We start from the raw sequence: 17,462 nt of genomic DNA, 5'->3' as shown, positions 1-17,462 counted from the left end.
CGACGGTCGCCGCCTGGTCCGCAGGGCCGGTCAGGAGGTGTGCGGGCAGTTGCCCCGGTACTCCTCGATGGTCAGGCTCGGCCGTGGCAGCGGGCAGAGGAACTGGTCGTAGCGGGTGTCGTTGTCGATGAACCGCTTCAGCCACGAGACGCTGTACTTCGCGATCGTCGTGTTCGAGGTGTTGGGCGTGAAGTGGGTCGCGGCGTTCAGCTCCAGGTACGCCCGGTCGAGGGAGCTGGGCAGGGTGCTGTAGAAGGGCTCGGAGTGGGTGGCGACGGGGGCGATGGTGTCACCGTCGGCGCCGAAGATCAGGGTCGGGGTCTTGATCTCGGACCAGGTCTTGTCGAGGTTCCACGGGGTCAGCGGGATCGCCGCCTGCAGCGAGGGACGGGTCTTGGCCGCCTCCAGGCTGCCGCCGCCGCCCATCGAGTGGCCCATGACGCCGAGACGGCTGGAGTCGATGCGGTTCCGTACGGAGCTGCTGCCGGTGAGGTAGTCGAGCGCCGCGAGCAGCTGGTTGCCCCGGGAGTCGGGCTGGTCCAGCGTGGTCAGTGTGTCGATGGTGAAGACCACGAACCCCTGGGAGGCCAGCCGGGGGCCGAGCCAGGCGATGGAGGACTGGGTGCCGGTGTAGCCGGGTGAGACGGCCACCGCGCCGAAGGTGCCGTCGGCGGTGCTGGTCGGGTAGTAGATGGTGCCCCCGCCGAAGCCGGTGACGGCGAGCCGGGAGACGCTGGTCTCCGCGACGGTGTACGGGCCGCGGAGCGCCTCGATGCTGGATTCGGTGGGCGCCGGGCCGCGCTCGTAGGGGTTGTCGGCACCGTGGGCCGCCGGCCCGCCGAGCGTGGTCAGGCCGACGACGGCGGTGACCGCCGCGGCGAGGGTCGCCAGCCGTCCGGCACGACGGGTGGAGCGTGTGCGGGGGGCCGGTGCCGTGGTGCTGGTGCGCGGGTGCTGCACGACGAGTCGTCCTCTCTGTCGTGGCGAGCCGCCCGTCCGGCCCGGATGGCGCGCGTGAGCGCTCCGGCCGGCGGGCTCCGCCAGTGGGGTGAGCAGTGCCACTGTCGGTGCCGCGCGGCACGACCGGACCGGCAATGTCACCGGTCTCGTACAGGAATTCGCCGCCGGAGGCGCGTCCTGGCGTGGGATGACAACGGTGGCGAAGGCCGTCGCTGCGGCCCGTCGGAGCCCACCGGCGTCCCGTACACCGGGCTCGCGCCCGAGCCGTACGAAGGTCGAAACCCCAGGTCAACACCCCCAGGCCGACCATGGACGGCCCGCCGGGTCACCGCCCGCGTCGGTGAGACTCCGGCACCCCGTCGGCGCGAGCGCACCCCCGTGTTTCAGGCCACCGGCCCGCCGGGCATGAACGTGACCGGAAGCCGGGCCAAGCCGCGCAGGCCGCCGGGGCGCCAGGTCAGCTCGGCCGGTGGCACCGCCAGGGCCAGGTCCGGGAGGCGGCGCAGCACCGTGCCGATGGCGATCCGGCCCTCCAGCCGGGCGAGCGGTGCGCCCAGGCAGTAGTGGATGCCGTGTCCGAAGGCCAGGTGACCGCTGTCACCTCGGGTGACGTCCAGCGTGTCGGGGTCGGTGAACCGGGCCGGGTCGCGGTCGGCGATCGCGGACGCGATCACGACGGTGGCCCCGCGGGGAACGGTCACGCCCGCGATCTCGACGTCCTCGCGGGCGAACCGGACGATCCCCGGGTTGACCGGTCCGTCGTAGCGGAGGAACTCCTCGACGGCGTCGGGCAGCAGCTCCGGGCGCTCCCGCAGCAGCGACAGCTGCGCGGGGTGGGCGAGCAGCGCGGCGATGCCCCCGCTGATCAGGTTGACCGTCGTGACGTACCCGGCCACCAGCAGCAGGAAGGTCATGGCGATCAGCTCGTCCTGGCTGAGCCGCTGTTCCTCGTCGTGGGCGCTGATCAGCGCGCTGAGGAGGTCGTCGCCGGGCCGGGCGCGCTTGGTCTCCAGGTGCTTGGTCAGATAGGCGTGCATCCGTTGCCACGCCTCGTTGACGACGGCCGGGTCGGGCATGGTCTCGTCACGGACGAGCATGGCGTCGGTCCACCGCTGGAAGTCCTGCCGGTCGTCCCCGGGCACGCCGAGCAGTTCGCCGATGACGGTGACCGGCAGCGGCAGCGCGAAGTCCGCCACGAGGTCGGCCCGGCCGGCCGGTACCACCGCGTCGAGCAGCCGGTCGGTGATCTCCTGGACGCGGGGGCCCAGCCCGGCGATCCGGCGCGCGGTGAACGCCTTCGAGACCAGGCGGCGCAGCCGGGTGTGGTCCGGCGGGTCGGCGCGCAGCATGCTGCTCATCATCGACTCGCGTTCGAACTCGGGCAGTTGTGCGGTGAGGCGAGGGTCCGAGGCGTCGCGGACATCGCTGCTCAGCCTGGGGTCGGAGAGGGCGGCGAGTCCGTCCTCGTAGCGGGTGATCAGCCAGGCGTCCAGGCCGCCGGCGATCATCGCGCGCCGGACCGGGCCCTCCTCGCGCAGCCGCCGGTACAGCGGGAAGGGGTCCGCCAGGAAGGCCGGATCGGAGTAGGGAAGAAGGACAGGCTGCTGGCTCATCGTGCCTCCCGGGCCGAGGTCGACCGCACATGCCGCTTTGTCGACGCCAGGGAGATATACCCGATATGAGCGCCACGGCAACGGCAGTTCCCCGCGCACCGTCCGGAACACGCCGCCACACGGCCGGGGGGCGCCGGAGGGCTGTCGAAGGACTGTCCGAAGGGCCGCGTCGCGGGGCTTCCCTTCCCGTCGCGGGGCTTCCCTTTCGACCGCCGGAAGGGTAGGTTCCGGCTACCCCGCGCCGGCGTCGCGAGGCGCTCGGCCCGCCCGTCCCGGGCGGCGGGCCGCGCGGGGGCCAGTCGCCCGTCCGCTCTCGCCCGCCGCCCTGTCAGGAACGCGGCACTTCACCAGGCGCGCACGTCGTGACCAGAAGCGCGTCACGTCACCCGAAGCACGTCACGCGCCAGAAGTGCGCCGACGTCACCAGGAGTGCGCCACGTCCACCACGAGCTGGTCGGGCAGCTGGATCACCCGGAACGGCAGCCGGGCGCGGACGCCGAGACCGATCTGCGTCTCCCCCTCGAAACTGGCCGAGAACCGGGCGTCCCTGAAGGTGCTGTACCCGCTGATGTCCACACCCGGAAGCGGCTGGCCGGCCCGCCCCGGGTACGCGGCCGCGCCGGTCGCCGGGTCGTAGGCGGGCGCGCCCACCCGGACGTCGAGCACGGCGCCGCCGCCGACCGGGATGTACTCCCCGCTGGCGAGCTGGTGGAGCTGGTCGACGTAACCCACCGAGTAGCTGAGGGTGCCGCCGCCGGGCACGTCGAAGACCAGGCGGTCGAAGCAGTCGTGCCGGCCCGCCCTGATGTTCTTCAGCGGCACGGCACCCGCCGCGGGACCCCCCTTGTCGCCGCTGCCCCAGCCGGTCGGACAGGCCGTGGCGCCGGTGGTGGCCGCCGACGCCGTGCCCGCGGCGGCCGTCACCATCCCCAGCCCGGTTCCCGCCAGAACGAGCGCCGCTACCGCCGCCGCTGTTCGTCGCATGATGTTGCCCCCTTGATCGTTTGTCACGCCATTACGGAGTGAGACACCTGGGTCCGGTGGAGGGTTGCCCACCGCTGCCGGTACCCCTGTTGCGAGGTCATGAACAACCGTCACCTTCCCCTGGACTCCTCGAGGGCCCGCTCCTATGGTCGCGGCGGCGCGACCACCCGACGCACCCACTCCCGAGGAGCCCCATGTCCCGCAGGACGCCCGGCCGGGCCCTGGCCCTGGCGTTGGCCCTGGCCGCAGGCACCGCCGCCGCGACTCATCCCGCGTCGGCCGACCCGATCCCCAAGGCACCCGGACACCGCCTGGTCGACGCCTACGCCGGCGCCCCGGCCGCCGCGCGGCCACTGCCCGGCACCCCGCCGCCCCAGCACCCCTACCTCGCGCCGAACGGCCGGTCCGGGATGCACGCGGACGGCTGGGGCAGCGCGACCTCCCCGTGGTCCGGCCCGCTCGGTGCTCGCCCGCGGGCCGACAGCGAGCGGATGGCGCCGCTGGGCGGGGAGTGCGCCACCGTCACTTTCGACCGGGCGGGACGGATCGTCACCGTGTGCGGGACGTTCACCGGGTTCCTGGTCAAGCTGCTCGACCCGCGGTCCCTGGCCACGCTGGCCGAGTACGAGCTGCCCCAACGCCCGTCCACCGTGGAGGCGATCACCCGGCTCGACTTCTCCCGGATCTTCAAGGACACCTCGGGCGGGGCCTACGCGTACCTGGACCACGAGGACCGGCTGGTGCTCGCGGACTCCCGGCAGCACATCGTCCGCCTCGCCCACCGGCAACGGGCGGACGGGGGCTGGGAGTTCACCGTCACCGACGACTGGGACCTGGGCGAGTGGGTGCCCCACGACTGCGCGACCTGGGCCGATCCGTACCCCGACGGAAGCTGTGACCCGGTCACCTCCGTCATGCCGGACTGGCAGGGCCGGATCTGGTGGGTCACCCGGCAGGGCCGGGTCGGCACCGTCGACCCCGCCACCGGGACCATCCGTTCCGTCCGGCTGAACGGTGAGGAGATCCAGAACTCCTTCTCCGTCGCCGCCGACGGCGTGTCCATCGTCTCCGACCACGCGCTGTACGAGTTCACCGCGGCGGCGGACGGCACCCCCGCCGTGGTGTGGCGGCAGACCTACGACCGGGGCACCGGCACCAAGCCCGGCTCGGTGAACCAGGGTTCGGGCACCACTCCGGACATCTTCGGCGACGGCGGACGGTACGTGGCGATCACCGACAACGCCGACGACCGGATGCACGTCCTGGTCTACCGGCGCGGCGCGGACGTGCCCGCCGGCCGGCGCCTGGTGTGCGAGGTCCCCGTCTTCGCGCCCGGCGCGTCCACGACCGACAACTCCCTGATCAGCTGGGGCGACAGCCTGGTGGTCGAGAACAACTACGGCTATGAGAACGTCTCGTCCCTCACCTTCGGGCGCAGTGTCGTCGGCGGGGTCACCCGGATCGACGTCCGCCCCGACGGCAGCGGTTGCGAGACCGTGTGGGAGAGCGGTGAGCGGTCGCCGTCCGTCGTGCCCAAACTGTCCACCGGCAACGGGCTGATCTACCTCTACACCAAGGATCCCAACGGCCTCGGCGTGGACGCCTGGTACCTGACCGCGGTCGACTTCCGCACCGGGCGGACCCGTTGGAAGCAGCTCGTCGGCACCGGCGTCGGGTACGACAACAACTGGGCGCCGATCACGGTGGGTCCGGACGGCACCGCCTACATCGGGGTGTTCAACGGCCTGGCCGCCGTACGCGACGACGGCTGAACCTCCGGCCCGCCACCGCGGCCGACTCCTTCGCAAGTTCTTCGGCGGATCGTCTTGTCAGGGGCGTGTGCCTGTCTCTACAGTCCCAGCAGACCGGCGATGGGAGCGCTCCCACCTCCAGGCTCGCCGCCCCTCCCGCCTCCCCGGAGAGGACCCTCATGCGACTGTCACCGCACCCCGACGGCGCCGCCAGGCGCTTTCCGTCCGCCCGCCGCCGGGTGACGGCGGCCGTGGCCCTGTGCGTGGCGGGCCTGGTCCTCTCCGGGCCCGCCACGGCCGCCCCGGAGCGGGCCGCCGCCGCACCGGCCGCCGGACTCCCCTACCAGGACGCCTCGCTGCCCGTTCCGGACCGGGTGAACGACCTGCTGTCCCGGATGACGCTGGACGACAAGCTCGGCCAGATGACGCAGATCGAGAAGGACGCCCTCGTCCCCCAGTCCGACCTCGGCACGTACCGGATCGGGTCCGTGCTGTCCGGAGGCGACTCCACGGTCAGCCCCAACAACGCCCAGACCTGGGCGGACACCTACGACTCGCTCCAGCGCACCGCGCTGGCCACACCCCTCGGCATCCCCATGATCTACGGGATCGACGCCGTGCACGGCCACAACGCGGTGCGCGGGGCCACGCTCTACCCGCACAACATCGGACTCGGCGCCACGCGTGACCCCGCGCTCGTCCAGCGGGTCGGACGCGCGGTCGCCGAGGAGATCTCGGGCACCGGCATCGACTGGGACTTCGCCCCGTGCCTGTGCGTCGCCCGCGACGACCGGTGGGGCCGCACCTATGAGTCGTACGGCGAGAGCCCCGAACTGCCGTCCGCCATGACGACGTTCGTCACCGGACTGCAGGGCGACACCCTGGGCGCGGACCCGGCGTCGGTGCTGGCCACCGCCAAGCACTACCTCGGCGACGGCGGCACCACCGCGGGCGTGGACCAGGGCGACACCGTGCTGTCCGAGGCCGAGTTGCGGGCGATCCATCTGCCGCCGTTCAAGGAGGCGGTGCGCCGCGGGGTCGGCTCGGTGATGCTGTCGTACAGCAGGTGGAACGGCGTCCGGTCGCACGCCCACAAGTACCTGGTCACCGATGTGCTCAAGGGGGAGCTGGGGTTCACCGGGTTCGTGGTGTCCGACTGGGCCGCGGTCGACCAGCTCGACGGGCAGAGCGGTTTCACCGGCGCCGAGATCTCCACGGCCGTCAACGCGGGCGTCGACATGGTGATGGTCCCGCACGACTACAAGAAGTTCCTCGCCCTGCTGCGCGGCGAGGTGACCGCCGGCCGGATCGCGCAGGCCCGGGTCGACGACGCCAACCGCCGCATCCTGACGAAGAAGTTCCAGCTGGGCCTGTTCGAACGCCCGCTGACCGACCGGTCGTTCACCGGCACGGTCGGCTCGGCGGCGCACCGGTCGCTGGCCCGGCAGGCGGTGCGGGAGTCCCAGGTGCTGCTGAAGAACGACGGCGGGGTGCTGCCGCTGGCGAAGTCGGCCAGGCTGTTCGTCGCCGGCAAGTCAGCCGACGACATCGGCAACCAGAGCGGCGGCTGGACCGTGGGCTGGCAGGGCAGCAGCGGTCCCGTCACCGACGGCACCACCGTGCTCCAGGGCATCCGCGCCGCCGTCACCGACCCCTCGCGCGTCACCTACGACCGGTACGGCAACGGCATCGACTCCACTTACACCGCCGCCGTCGCCGTCGTCGGCGAGACCCCGTACGCCGAGGGCCGGGGCGACCGGCCGAACGGCTTGGGACTGGACCAGGAGGACCTGGGGACCCTCGCCCGGCTGAAGGCGAGCGGGGTGCCGGTCGTCGTGGTGCTGGTCTCCGGCCGGCCGCTCGACATTACCGCGCAACTGCCGGACTGGAAGGCGCTGTTGGCCGCCTGGCTGCCCGGCACCGAGGGCGCGGGTGTCTCCGACGTCCTGTTCGGCGACCACGCCCCCACCGGCAAGCTGCCGATGAGCTGGATGCGCGGCGCCTCGCAACAGCCCGTCAACGACGGCGACGGCAAGAGCCCGCTGTTCCCGTACGGGTACGGGCTGACCTACGACGACGCCCCCGATCCGACCCCGACACCCACGCCGACTCCCACGCCGACCCCGACCCCGACTCCGGCCCCGGGCGCGTGCACGGCGGCCTTCCGCACCGTCTCCTCCTGGCAGGGCGGGTTTCAGGCCGAGGTCACCGTGGAGAACACCGGCTCGGGGGCGCTGACGGGCTGGTCGGTCGACTGGGACCTGGCCGGGGCCACCGTGACCAGCCTGTGGAACGGCACCCTGACCACGGCCCAGGGCCGGGCGACCGTCCGCAACGCCGCCTTCAACGGCGCCCTCTCCCCCGGCGCCAAGGCCACGTTCGGCTTCACCGCGACCGGCACCGCGGGCACACCGTCCCCGCACTGCGCCGGCACCTGACCACCGGCCGGCAGGCCCCCGGCGCCCGTCCGGGAGCCCCGCCCGGCGCGGTCCCCTCGTCCTCGCCCGCCCGGGTGGCACCGACCCCGGGCGGGCGGGGCTCCCAGCTCGCCACGGCCGACCGGGTCAGCGGAGGATCCGCAGCAGGCGCGGTGGCCGTGGCGCGGGTTCGGGCAGGCGCAGCGGTGTCCGGCCGGGGGTGATGCTGCCGAGCACGGTCGCGCGGCGGGCCCCGGTGCCCGAGGGCAGGGCGCCGGGCAGGCCGTGGACGGTGAGGAACCCCAGGACGGCGAAGGCCAGGGCCTCCTTGGCGGCCGACGGCAGGCCCAGGTCGTCGCTGGGGCCGAGCGGCACGCCCGGCAGTTCCTCGGCGAGCATGCGCATCAGCACCGGGTTGCGGGTGCCGCCGCCGGAGACGACGAGCCGGGTGACGCCGTGGGCGCGGCAGGCGTCCGCCACGGTGACGGCGGTCAGCCGGGTCAGGGTGGCCAGGACGTCGGCGGCGGCCGGCACGGGTGCGGTGTCGAGGGCGCGCCGCAGGTAGGGCAGGTGGAAGTGTTCCTTGCCGGTGCTCTTCGGGGCGGGCCTGCGGTAGTAGGGGTCGTCCAGCAGGACGCGCAGCAGTCCGGGGCTGACCTGGCCGGCTCCGGCCCGACGGCCGTCCTCGTCGTAGGTGGCGACGCCGTCGGTGAAGTGGTGCACGGCCGTGTCCAGCAGGGCGTTGGCGGGACCGGTGTCGAAGGCGAGCGGCTCGGCGCCGGGTGCGAGGACGGTGATGTTGGCGATGCCGCCGAGGTTGAGCGCGGCGGGTGTGCCGGGCAGTCCGGACAGCAGCAGCGCGTCGGTCAGGGCGACCAGGGGCGCGCCCTGGCCGCCGGCGGCGACGTCCCGGCTGCGCAGGTCGGAGACGACGGGGAGGCCGGTCGCCTCGGCGATCCAGGCGGGCTGGCCGAGCTGGAGGGTGCCACGGACCGTGCCGTCCTCGACCCAGTGGTGCATGGTCTGGCCGTGCGAGACCACGAGGTCGGCGGTCCCGGCGCACAGCTCGCGCAGGGCCCGGCCGGCGGCGCCGGCGAAGGCCTGGCCGATGCCGGTGTCCAGGGCGCAGACGGCCCGCGTGGTGGTGTGGGCGGGGGGCAGGGCGGCGGCGATGTCGTCCCGCAGTTCGTCCGGGCAGGGGACGGAGAGATGGCCGAGGGGCCGCAGGAGCAGGGCGTCACCGTCCAGCGCGAGGTCCGCCGCGGCGGCCTCGATGGCGTCGTACGAGGTCCCGGACATCAGGCCGATCACGCGCACGGCGCCTCCCTCCGGCCGGGGGCGCGCCGGGCGGGCGGGGCCGGGGGCGGCTGGTGCATGGCTCCTCCGGGGGTGTCACGGTAAGCGGTCGGGCTGCCGCCCGCCTGGTCACTCGGGCGCGACGGTGGCCGCCGTACGCTCGGTGCCGCCCTCGTCCAGCGGGGCCGGGGCGCTCGTCGGTGCCCGGTGGAACAGGCTGGTCAGCCCGCCCACAGTCAGGGTGACGGCCACACCGAGGGGGACGAGCCACTGCGCGGCGATCGCGGTGGGCACGGTGCCGCCGCCCGCGCTGACGTCGATCCTGACGCCGCGCACGACGTACGTCATGACGCCGACCGTCACCAGGAACGCGATCACGGCGTCGGTCTCGTTCGCCCGCCGGACGAGCCGGCCGAGGAGGAACGCGCCGAGGAGCGCGCCGTAGGTGTATCCGGCGATGGTGAGTCCGGTGAGGTAGACGTTGCCGGTGCTGGTGCTGAAGGCGCAGGCGAACAGGGCCATCAGCACCGCCCACACCAGGGTCATCAGCCGGGCGAGGCGGAGCAGGAACTCCTCGGTGGGCACGCTCCGGAAGAAACTGTGGATGATGTCGGCGACGGTCGAGTTCGACATGGAGTTCAGCGCGGAGGACAGCGAGCCCATGGCCGCGCCGAGGATGCCGGCCACGAGCAGGCCGGAGACCACCACGGGCAGTCCGTGCAGGATGAAGTCCGGGTAGAGGTTGTCGGAGCTGCTCAGGCCCAGTTCCTGGAAGGTCCTGCCCTGGTTGTGGGACCACAGCAGCGCGCCGACGAGGGAGAACGCGGCGAACTGGACCGTGACGAAGACACCCGAGGCGATCATGGCCTTCTGGCCGTCGCGCAGTGAGCGGGTGGCCAGGACGCGCTGGACGATCAGCTGGTCCGAGCCGTGGCTGGCCATCGCGAAGATGGCGCCGCCGATGATCGCGGTGGGCAGGGCGAACGGGCTGGTGAGGACGTGCGCCAGAGCGAAGTCGGTGTCGAAGAGCCGGAACCGGCCCGCGTCCAGGGCGCGCTGGACGCCGTCCCCGCCGACCTGGGCGGCGAGCACGCCGATGGCGAGCAGGGCACCGCCCAGGTACAGGCCCATCTGGATGGCGTCCGTCCAGATGACCGCCCGGATGCCGCCGAGGTAGGTGTAGACGACGGTGATCGCCGTGAGTACGAGGATGATGACGCGGTAGCCGGCGTGCACGCCGAACTCGTCCAGCAGCAGCTTGATCGGGATGGCGGAGGCGAACAGCCGGACGCCCTCGGCGAGCAGCCGGGTGAAGACGAACGTCACCGAGGCGAGCCCCTGCACCTTCAGTCCGAACCGGCTGCCCAGGTACTGGTAGGCGCTGACGAAACCGCCCCGTTTGTACAGGGGGATGAGTACGGTCGCCACGACGACGCGTCCGATGACGTAGCCGAGGGCCAGTTCGACGTTGCCGAAGCCCTGCCCGGTGTAGGCGCCACCCGGCAGGCTGATGACGGTGAGCACGCTGGTCTCGGTGGCCACGACGGAGAAGGAGACGGTCCACCAGGGCATGTGGCCCTCACCGACGAAGTAGTCCTTCGCCGTCTTCTGCCGCCCGGCCAGGCGCAGTCCGATCACGGCGATGGCCACGAGGTAGACCACGACCACCAGCAGGTCGAGCTGACGCACACTCACGGAAGGAAAGTTTCCTTCGCAAACGCATTCATGCGATGAAAAGTAGTTTCAGCGGTTCCCCTCGTCAACAACCCGGCCGGTCCGCGATTCAGCGCAGCACGAGCGTGGTGGCGAGGGCCGGACCGAGGGCGCCGCCCAGGAGATAGGCGAGCTGGAACAGGCCGATGGCGGCGGGGCGTTGGCGGTCGGGGACGGCGGAGGCGGCGACCACGGACTGGGTGGCGTTGGCGGAGGTGGCCGCGAAGACGGCCAGGCCGACCGCCGCGAGCGGCACGACCGCGCCGTGCGCGAGGGCGGCCGCGGCGGCGGCGAGCGTCCCGGCCGCGAGCAGGACCACCCGTACCGTGCGGGGGCGCAGCCGCGCGGAGACGGCAGCGAAGCCGAGGGTGAGCAGGGAACCGGTGATCATGGCGGCCATCTGGCCCAGGGCCACGGAGGTCGCCGGCCGCTCCGCCCGGTCGGCGAGCAGCTGGGGCACCGCGAACAGCAGCGTGAAGTAGGACCCGGACAGGGTCAGGGCGATGAGGACCGAGCCGCGGAAGCGGCCGGAGCGCAGCGCGGCGGCGGGGACGTAGCCGTCGGGTCGGCGCCGTATGTGCGAGACCAGCAGCGCGGCGGCGACGGCGGCCACGGCCAGGGCGGGCAGCGGGCGGGACGGCAGCAGCGCCAGCCCGCCGGACAGCAGGGCCAGCAGCAGCGCGCCCCGGGCGTCGAAGCGGTCCCCGGGGGGCGGCGGTGCCGGTGCGGTGCGGCGGCCGACCGCGGGGACGGCCAGGAGGGTGACCGCCAGGAGGGACAGCGCCGCGCGCCAGGAGACCGTCTCGGTGAGGCGTTCGCCGAGCAGCGGTCCCACGGCGCCGAGGATGCCGGTCCCGGCGCTGATCGCGCCCATGCGGCGGGCGCTGCCGGCCAGGTTCATGGCGATGGCCGTCAGGCCGGCCCCGCCCGCCGCCTGCACAGCGCGTCCGGCCAGGAGGAGCGGCAGCCACGGGGACACGGCCAGCAGCGCGGTACCGGCGGCGACGCAGGCGGCGGCGAGCCACAGTACGGGCCGGGTGCCGCGTCGCCGCAGCAGCGTCGCGAACAGCGGTGTCGCGACCGCGAGGGCCAGCGCGTACGCGGTGACCAGCCAGGAGGCGGTGGCCGCGGGGGTCCCGAGGGAGCGGCCGAGATCGTCGAGGATCAGCACGGCGGCGTTGCCGGCGGCGGCCACCGGGGCGGCGAGCAACACCAGCCAGAGGGCGGCAACTTGGCGGGCGGGCACAGGCACGGCGGAGGTGGCGCGCGTGCCGGCCGCCCCGGGCGAGGTGGACATGGCTCTTCCGGAGGGTGAGGTGTGGTCGGCCGCCGCCCCGAAAGGGTCCGCGGGGCGGCGCTTCGACCTTGCGCCATCACGCTCGTCAATGGAAATGCTTTGTGTGCATTCGTAGTATTCGCCGTATGGATGAGCTGCGCCGTATCGACCTCAACCAGCTCCTGACGCTGCACGCGCTGCTGGTCGAGAAGCACGTCACGCGGGCCGCCCTGCGGCTGAACAAGAGCCAGCCGGCCGTCAGCCACGACCTGGCCCAGCTGCGTACGCGGTTCGGTGATCCCCTGCTGGTGCGGCACGGCGGCCGTATTGGTCCTGACCGCCCGTGCGCAGGCGCTGGTGCGGCCCCTGGAGGAGGCGCTGACACGTCTCAACGGGCTGCTGAGCGCACCGGACTTCGATCCGTCGCGCACCCGCGGGCGCTTCAGGCTCTGTCTGTCGGACTACGCCTCACGGATCGTGCTGCCGCCGCTGGTGCGGTACGTCCGCGAGCGGGCGCCGGGTCTGGACCTGGCGATCGGCCAGGCGAGCCGGGAGGCGATGCTGGCCCAGCTCACGGACGGCGAAGTGGACCTGGCGCTGGGGGTGTTCCCCCACCCGCCCGAGGACATCCAGGTCCAGGACCTGTTCCAGGAGGAGTTCGTCAGCGTGGCCGACAAGGCCGTACTGCCGGAGAGGGGCGGCCTGTCGCTGGCGGAGTGGCTGGAGCGGCCGCACATCATGCTGGCCATGCGGCCCGACGCGCACGACGAGATCGAGACGGCGCTCGCCGCGCGCGGGCTGCGCCGGCGCCTCGCCGTGACCCTGCCCCACTGGAGCGCGGCCGTGGACCTGCTCGCGGGCACCGATCTGGTCCTGACCGTGGCCGGCCGGGCCGTCGGGCCGCTGCGCCGGCACCGGACGCTGCGCAGGTTCACTCCGCCGCTGGACCTCCCCCGCTTCGCCTACCAGCAGGCGTGGCACACCCGGCGGGCGGACGACCCGGCACACCGCTGGCTGCGCGAGGCCGTGCTGACGTGTGGCCGGCCGGGTGATGGCTGACCGGCCGTGTTGACTTGACGTCAACTGACGCGCTGTGGTGCGGAGTTCACCTGTTTTCCCGGGGACGGACGGGGCAGTGTCCGGAGCATCCGACCGTCAGCCCTGAGGGAGCCCGTATGCAGTACTACGACCTCGGCAGTCACGGCCGGCCCGTGACGACCTCGTCCGCCGAGGCGCAGACCTGGTTCGATCGCGGGCTGAACTGGACGTACGCCTTCAACCACGAGGAGGCCGTGCGCTGTTTCGAGGCCGCCGGCGCGGCCGACCCCGGCTGCGCCATGGCCGACTGGGGCCTGGCCTACGCGCTCGGCCCCAACTACAACAAGCCCTGGGACGCCTTCGACGAACGGGACCTGGGCCACACGGTGGAACGCGCGCACGCCGCCGTACGCAGCGCGCACGCGAAGGCGGCCGGCGCCACACCGGTCGAGCAGGCCCTCATCGAGGCGTTGGGGGCCCGTTACCCACGCGCCCGGACCCCGGACGCCGAGGAGGGCCCGGTGTGGAACGCCGCGTACGCCGACAGCATGCGGGCCGTGCACCGGCTGGCGCCCGACGACCCCGACGTGGCCGCCCTGTACGCCGACGCCCTGATGAGCCTGACGCCCTGGCAGCTGTGGGACATCCGCGCGGGCAAGCCGGCGCCGGGCTCACGCACCACCGAGGCCGGGGCGGTGCTGGAGCGGGCGCTCGCCACCGAGGCGGGGTCCCGGCACCCGGGCCTGCTGCACCTGTACATCCACCTGATGGAGATGTCCCCCACCCCCGAGGCCGCGCTGCCCGCGAGCGACCGGCTGCGGGACCTGATGCCGGACGCCGGCCATCTCCAGCACATGCCGTCCCACCTGGAGGTGCTCTGCGGCGACTACCGCCGGGTCGTCTCCGACAACACCGCGGCCATCGCGGCCGACGAGAAGTTCCTCGCCCGCTCCGGGGCGCTGAACTTCTACACGCTGTACCGCTGCCACAACCTTCACTTCAAGATCTACGGCGCGATGTTCCTCGGCCGTTTCCGGGACGCCCTGGAGACGGCGGAGCGGCTCGAAGCCGCGGTGCCCGAGAAGCTGTTGCGGTTGGACAGCCCGCCGATGGCGGACTGGCTGGAGGGCTTCCTCGCGATGCGGGTGCACGTGCTCGTCCGCTTCGGCCGCTGGGACGACATCCTGCGCCTGCCGCTGCCCGCCGACGCGCGCCTGTACTGCGTGACCACGGCCATGCTGCGGTACGCGCGCGGGGTCGCGCTCTCCGCGCTGGGCCGCACCGGCGAGGCCGACACGGAACGCGAACTGTTCCGCGAGGCGGCCGCCCGGGTCCCCGAAACCCGGACGCTGTTCAACAACACCTGTACGGACATCCTGGCGATCGCCGCGTACATGCTCGACGGGGAACTGGAGTACCGCAAGGGCCGGTACGACACGGCGTTCGCGGCGCTGCGCCGGTCGATCGAGCTGAGCGACGGCCTGGCGTACGACGAGCCGTGGGGGTGGATGCAGCCGGCCCGGCACGCGTACGGCGCGCTGCTGCTCGAACAGGGCCGAGTCGCGCAGGCGGAGGCCGTCTACCGCGCCGACCTCGGGCTGGACGACACGCTGCCGCGCCCGCTCCAACACCCGAACAACGTCTGGGCGCTGCACGGCCTGCACGAGTGCCTCGTACGGCTCGGCAAGGAGGGGGAGGCCCGGATCGTGTCCCGGCAGCTGAAGCTCGCCACCGCGCTGGCGGACGTACCGGTCGAGGCATCCTGCTACTGCCGGCGCGAGACCACCGCCCTCCCCAAGCCCCCGCAGAACTGCTGCACCGGCTGAACCCCGGGCCCGGCGGCGGGCTCCGGCGGCCGGTGAAGGTCAGTTCGGTGCGTCCGTGCGGGACCGCTGCCAGGCTGTCTCGCGCAGCGGCCGCAGTCCGTTGAGGCCGACGAGGACGGTGGATCCCTCGTGACCGGCGACGCCGAGCGGCAGCGGCAGGTCGCCGGCCAGGTCCCAGACCACCAGGCCGGCGATGAAGACACCGGCGACGACGAGGTTCTGGACGACCAGGGCACGGGCCCGGCGGGACAGTGAGACCACGGCGGGCACGGTCGCGAGCTCGTCGCGGACCACGATCGCGTCGGCGGTCTCCAGCGCCAGGTCGGAGCCCGCCCGGCCCATGGCGACGCCGGTGTGCGCGGCGGCCAGCGCGGGTGCGTCGTTGACGCCGTCGCCGACCACCATCACCTTGCGGCCGGCGGCCTCCAGCTCCCTGACCGCGCGCACCTTGTCCTCGGGCAGCAGCCCGGCCCGGACCTCCTCGATGCCGACCTCGGCGGCCAGGCGGGCGGCGGCGCGCGGGTTGTCGCCGGTCAGCAGCGCGGGCGGGGTGCCGGTGAGGGAGGTCAGGGCGCCGACGGTGCGCGCCGCGTCCGGGCGGAGCCGGTCGGCGATGCCGAGCAGGCCCGCCGGATCGCCGTCCACGGTGACCAGCACGGCCGTCCGGCCGTCCGCCTCCAGCTCGGCGGCGACGGCCGCCGCCCGGGCGGCCCGCGCCCCGGTGGCCGCGGCTGGCAACCGGGCCGGTGCGCCGACCGCGACCCTCCGCCCGTCCACGACGGCGGTCACGCCGACCCCGGGGGTGGCGGCGAAGCCGTCCGCCGTCGGCAGGGCCGTCCCCCGCTCCCGTGCCGCGTCCACCACGGCCCGCGCCAGCGGATGCTCGCTCGGACGCTCGGCGGCCGCCGCGAGGCGCAGCAGTCCGTCCGCGTCGACGCCGGAACCGGTCAGCGGACGTACGTCGGTGACGCGTGGGGTGCCCTCGGTGAGGGTGCCGGTCTTGTCGAACGCCACCGCGTCCACCTGCCCGAGCCGCTCCATCACCACGGCCGACTTGACGAGGACCCCGTGCCGTCCGGCGTTGGCGATGGCCGACAGCAGCGGCGGCATGGTGGCCAGCACCACCGCGCACGGCGAGGCGACGATCATGAAGGTCATGGCCCGCAGCAGCGCGCCGGTGAGGTCGTCGCCGAGGGCGAGGGGGACGAGGAACACCGCGAGGGTCGCCGCCACCATGCCCAGCGAGTAGCGCTGTTCGACCTTCTCGATGAACAGCTGCGTCGGCGCCTTGGTCTCGGACGCCTCCTCGACCATGCGCACGATGCGGGCGATGACCGAGTCGGACGCGTCCCGCTCGACCCGGACGCGCAGGGCGCCGGTGCCGTTGAGGGTTCCGGCGAAGACCTCGTCGCCCGGCTCCTTGGTCACCGGGAGCGGCTCGCCGGTGATGGTGGCCTGGTCGACGTCGCCACGTCCGTGGATCACCCGTCCGTCGGCGCCCACGCGTTCGCCGGGCCGTACGAGGATGATGTCGCCGACGGCCAGGTCCGCGACGGCGACGGTCTCCTCCGTGTCGCCGGTGCCCAGGCGGGTGGCCGTGGCGGGCGCGAGGTCGAGCAGTCCGCGTACGGAGTCGGCGGTGCGGGCGGTGGCCAGGGCCTCCAGCGCGCCGGAGGTGGTGAAGATGACGATCAGCAGCGCGCCGTCCATGACCTGCCCGATCGCCGCCGCGCCGAGCGCGGCGACGACCATCAGCAGGTCGACGTCGAGGCTCTTCTCCCGCAGGGCGCAGAGGCCCGCCCAGCCGGGCTCCCAGCCGCCGGCCGCGTAGGTGAGCGCGTACAGCGGGCCCCAGGTCCAGGCCGGGGCGCCGGTCAGGTGCAGGGGCAGCGCGAGCAGGAAGCAGACGGTGGCCGTGGCCGCCCAGCGGGCCTCGGGCAGGGACAGGAAGGGGGTACGGCGGCGGGAGGGGTCCCCGCCGTGCGGGGGTGCCGCGCGGTCGGCCGGGGCCGGGGCGAGTGCGGAGGTCATCGGGGGTGTCCTTCACGACGGCATGACGAGGCAGCGGGCAGCGCATGGCGGTGCCGCTCCCCCACCGTACAGGATCACTTGAAGACCTATTCATGTATTCGCGCCGGGCCCGGGAAGTCTCCGTAGGATGGGGGCATGGGCCACGGAGTTGACGCCAAGACCACCGCCACCGCGCGCCAGCGCCTGGAGACCGTGGGCGCCGCCGATGTGGCCGCCACCCTCCAGGCCCTGGCGACGCCCTCCCGGCTGCGGATCCTGGCCCGCCTCCAGGAAGGCCCGTGCGCGGCGACCGAACTGGCCGAGGCCGTCGGCATGGAGCAGTCCGCCTGCTCCCACCAGCTGCGCCTGCTGCGCAACCTCGGCCTGGTCGCCGGGGAACGCCGGGGCCGCTCGGTCATCTACGCGCTCTACGACAATCACGTGGCCGAACTCCTCGAACAGGCCCTCTACCACGTCGAGCACCTTCGGCTCGGCCTCCGCGACACCGCACCGACGGAAGCCGCCGCGGCTCGCTGAAGGAAGGGGCCGGACCTGTCGTCCCGGCGGAGCGGCAGCGC

General features: G+C 73.5%; 12 protein-coding genes and 1 pseudogene. 6 read left to right on the top strand and 7 right to left on the bottom strand.

Features of this window, described 5'->3' with window-relative positions; translation table 11 throughout:
* Positions 1-30: 30 nt before the first annotated feature.
* The 3 genes from bdeA to ACSURM_RS35295 form a co-directional block, all read right to left on the bottom strand.
* Positions 31-960, bottom strand: a complete 930-nt coding sequence (bdeA, locus tag ACSURM_RS35305) for a bis(hydroxyethyl) terephthalate hydrolase (RefSeq protein ID WP_436960028.1) — start codon at positions 958-960, stop codon at positions 31-33.
* A gap of 383 nt (positions 961-1,343) precedes the next feature.
* Positions 1,344-2,573, bottom strand: coding sequence for a cytochrome P450 family protein (locus tag ACSURM_RS35300; RefSeq protein WP_436960027.1), 1,230 nt, complete (start codon positions 2,571-2,573; stop codon positions 1,344-1,346).
* Between the two features lie 420 nt (positions 2,574-2,993).
* Positions 2,994-3,557 (bottom strand): AMIN-like domain-containing (lipo)protein, encoded by a 564-nt coding sequence (locus ACSURM_RS35295; RefSeq protein WP_436960026.1) that lies wholly within the window; start codon positions 3,555-3,557, stop codon positions 2,994-2,996.
* 194 nt (positions 3,558-3,751) lie between these two features.
* Here ACSURM_RS35295 and ACSURM_RS35290 point away from each other — a divergent pair, with 194 nt between their 5' ends.
* Positions 3,752-5,329, top strand: a complete 1,578-nt coding sequence (locus ACSURM_RS35290) for a hypothetical protein (protein WP_436960025.1) — start codon at positions 3,752-3,754, stop codon at positions 5,327-5,329.
* 158 nt (positions 5,330-5,487) lie between these two features.
* The gene (locus ACSURM_RS35285) at positions 5,488-7,746 is read left to right on the top strand and encodes a glycoside hydrolase family 3 N-terminal domain-containing protein (protein ID WP_436960024.1); all 2,259 of its coding nucleotides are present in this window, start codon (positions 5,488-5,490) and stop codon (positions 7,744-7,746) included.
* A 126-nt stretch (positions 7,747-7,872) separates the two neighbouring features.
* Here ACSURM_RS35285 and ACSURM_RS35280 read toward each other — a convergent pair whose 3' ends face one another.
* The 3 genes from ACSURM_RS35280 to ACSURM_RS35270 all read right to left on the bottom strand — a co-directional run bounded on the left by ACSURM_RS35280 (position 7,873) and on the right by ACSURM_RS35270 (position 12,031).
* The gene (locus tag ACSURM_RS35280; protein WP_436960023.1) at positions 7,873-9,042 is read right to left on the bottom strand and encodes an anhydro-N-acetylmuramic acid kinase; all 1,170 of its coding nucleotides are present in this window, start codon (positions 9,040-9,042) and stop codon (positions 7,873-7,875) included.
* Positions 9,043-9,150: 108 nt separating this feature from the next.
* Positions 9,151-10,710, bottom strand: a complete 1,560-nt coding sequence (locus ACSURM_RS35275) for a sodium:solute symporter (protein ID WP_436961251.1) — start codon at positions 10,708-10,710, stop codon at positions 9,151-9,153.
* 94 nt (positions 10,711-10,804) lie between these two features.
* Positions 10,805-12,031, bottom strand: a complete 1,227-nt coding sequence (locus ACSURM_RS35270) for an MFS transporter (RefSeq protein WP_436960022.1) — start codon at positions 12,029-12,031, stop codon at positions 10,805-10,807.
* A 125-nt stretch (positions 12,032-12,156) separates the two neighbouring features.
* Here ACSURM_RS35270 and ACSURM_RS35265 point away from each other — a divergent pair.
* The 3 genes and pseudogenes from ACSURM_RS35265 to ACSURM_RS35255 all read left to right on the top strand — a co-directional run.
* Positions 12,157-12,279: pseudogene (locus tag ACSURM_RS35265) on the top strand (LysR family transcriptional regulator); the annotation flags it as partial.
* Between the two features lie 58 nt (positions 12,280-12,337).
* Complete coding sequence (locus tag ACSURM_RS35260; RefSeq protein WP_436960021.1) at positions 12,338-13,069, top strand: LysR substrate-binding domain-containing protein; 732 nt, start codon at positions 12,338-12,340, stop codon at positions 13,067-13,069.
* A 116-nt stretch (positions 13,070-13,185) separates the two neighbouring features.
* Entirely contained in the window at positions 13,186-14,874 is a 1,689-nt protein-coding gene (locus tag ACSURM_RS35255; RefSeq protein ID WP_436960020.1) for a tetratricopeptide repeat protein, read from the top strand.
* 39 nt (positions 14,875-14,913) lie between these two features.
* Here ACSURM_RS35255 and ACSURM_RS35250 read toward each other — a convergent pair whose 3' ends face one another.
* Positions 14,914-16,905: a heavy metal translocating P-type ATPase gene (locus tag ACSURM_RS35250; protein ID WP_436960019.1), complete on the bottom strand. Its 1,992-nt coding sequence runs from the start codon at positions 16,903-16,905 to the stop codon at positions 14,914-14,916.
* Between the two features lie 135 nt (positions 16,906-17,040).
* Here ACSURM_RS35250 and ACSURM_RS35245 point away from each other — a divergent pair, with 135 nt between their 5' ends.
* Positions 17,041-17,421 (top strand): ArsR/SmtB family transcription factor, encoded by a 381-nt coding sequence (locus ACSURM_RS35245; protein ID WP_436960018.1) that lies wholly within the window; start codon positions 17,041-17,043, stop codon positions 17,419-17,421.
* The last annotated feature ends 41 nt before the right edge of the window (positions 17,422-17,462 follow it).

Source organism: Streptomyces sp. SudanB182_2057 (assembly GCF_964272715.1).
Lineage (GTDB): Bacteria > Actinomycetota > Actinomycetes > Streptomycetales > Streptomycetaceae > Streptomyces > Streptomyces rubradiris.
The sequence above is the reverse complement of the archived record's forward strand: the minus strand, read 5'-3'. Positions and strand labels throughout refer to the sequence as shown.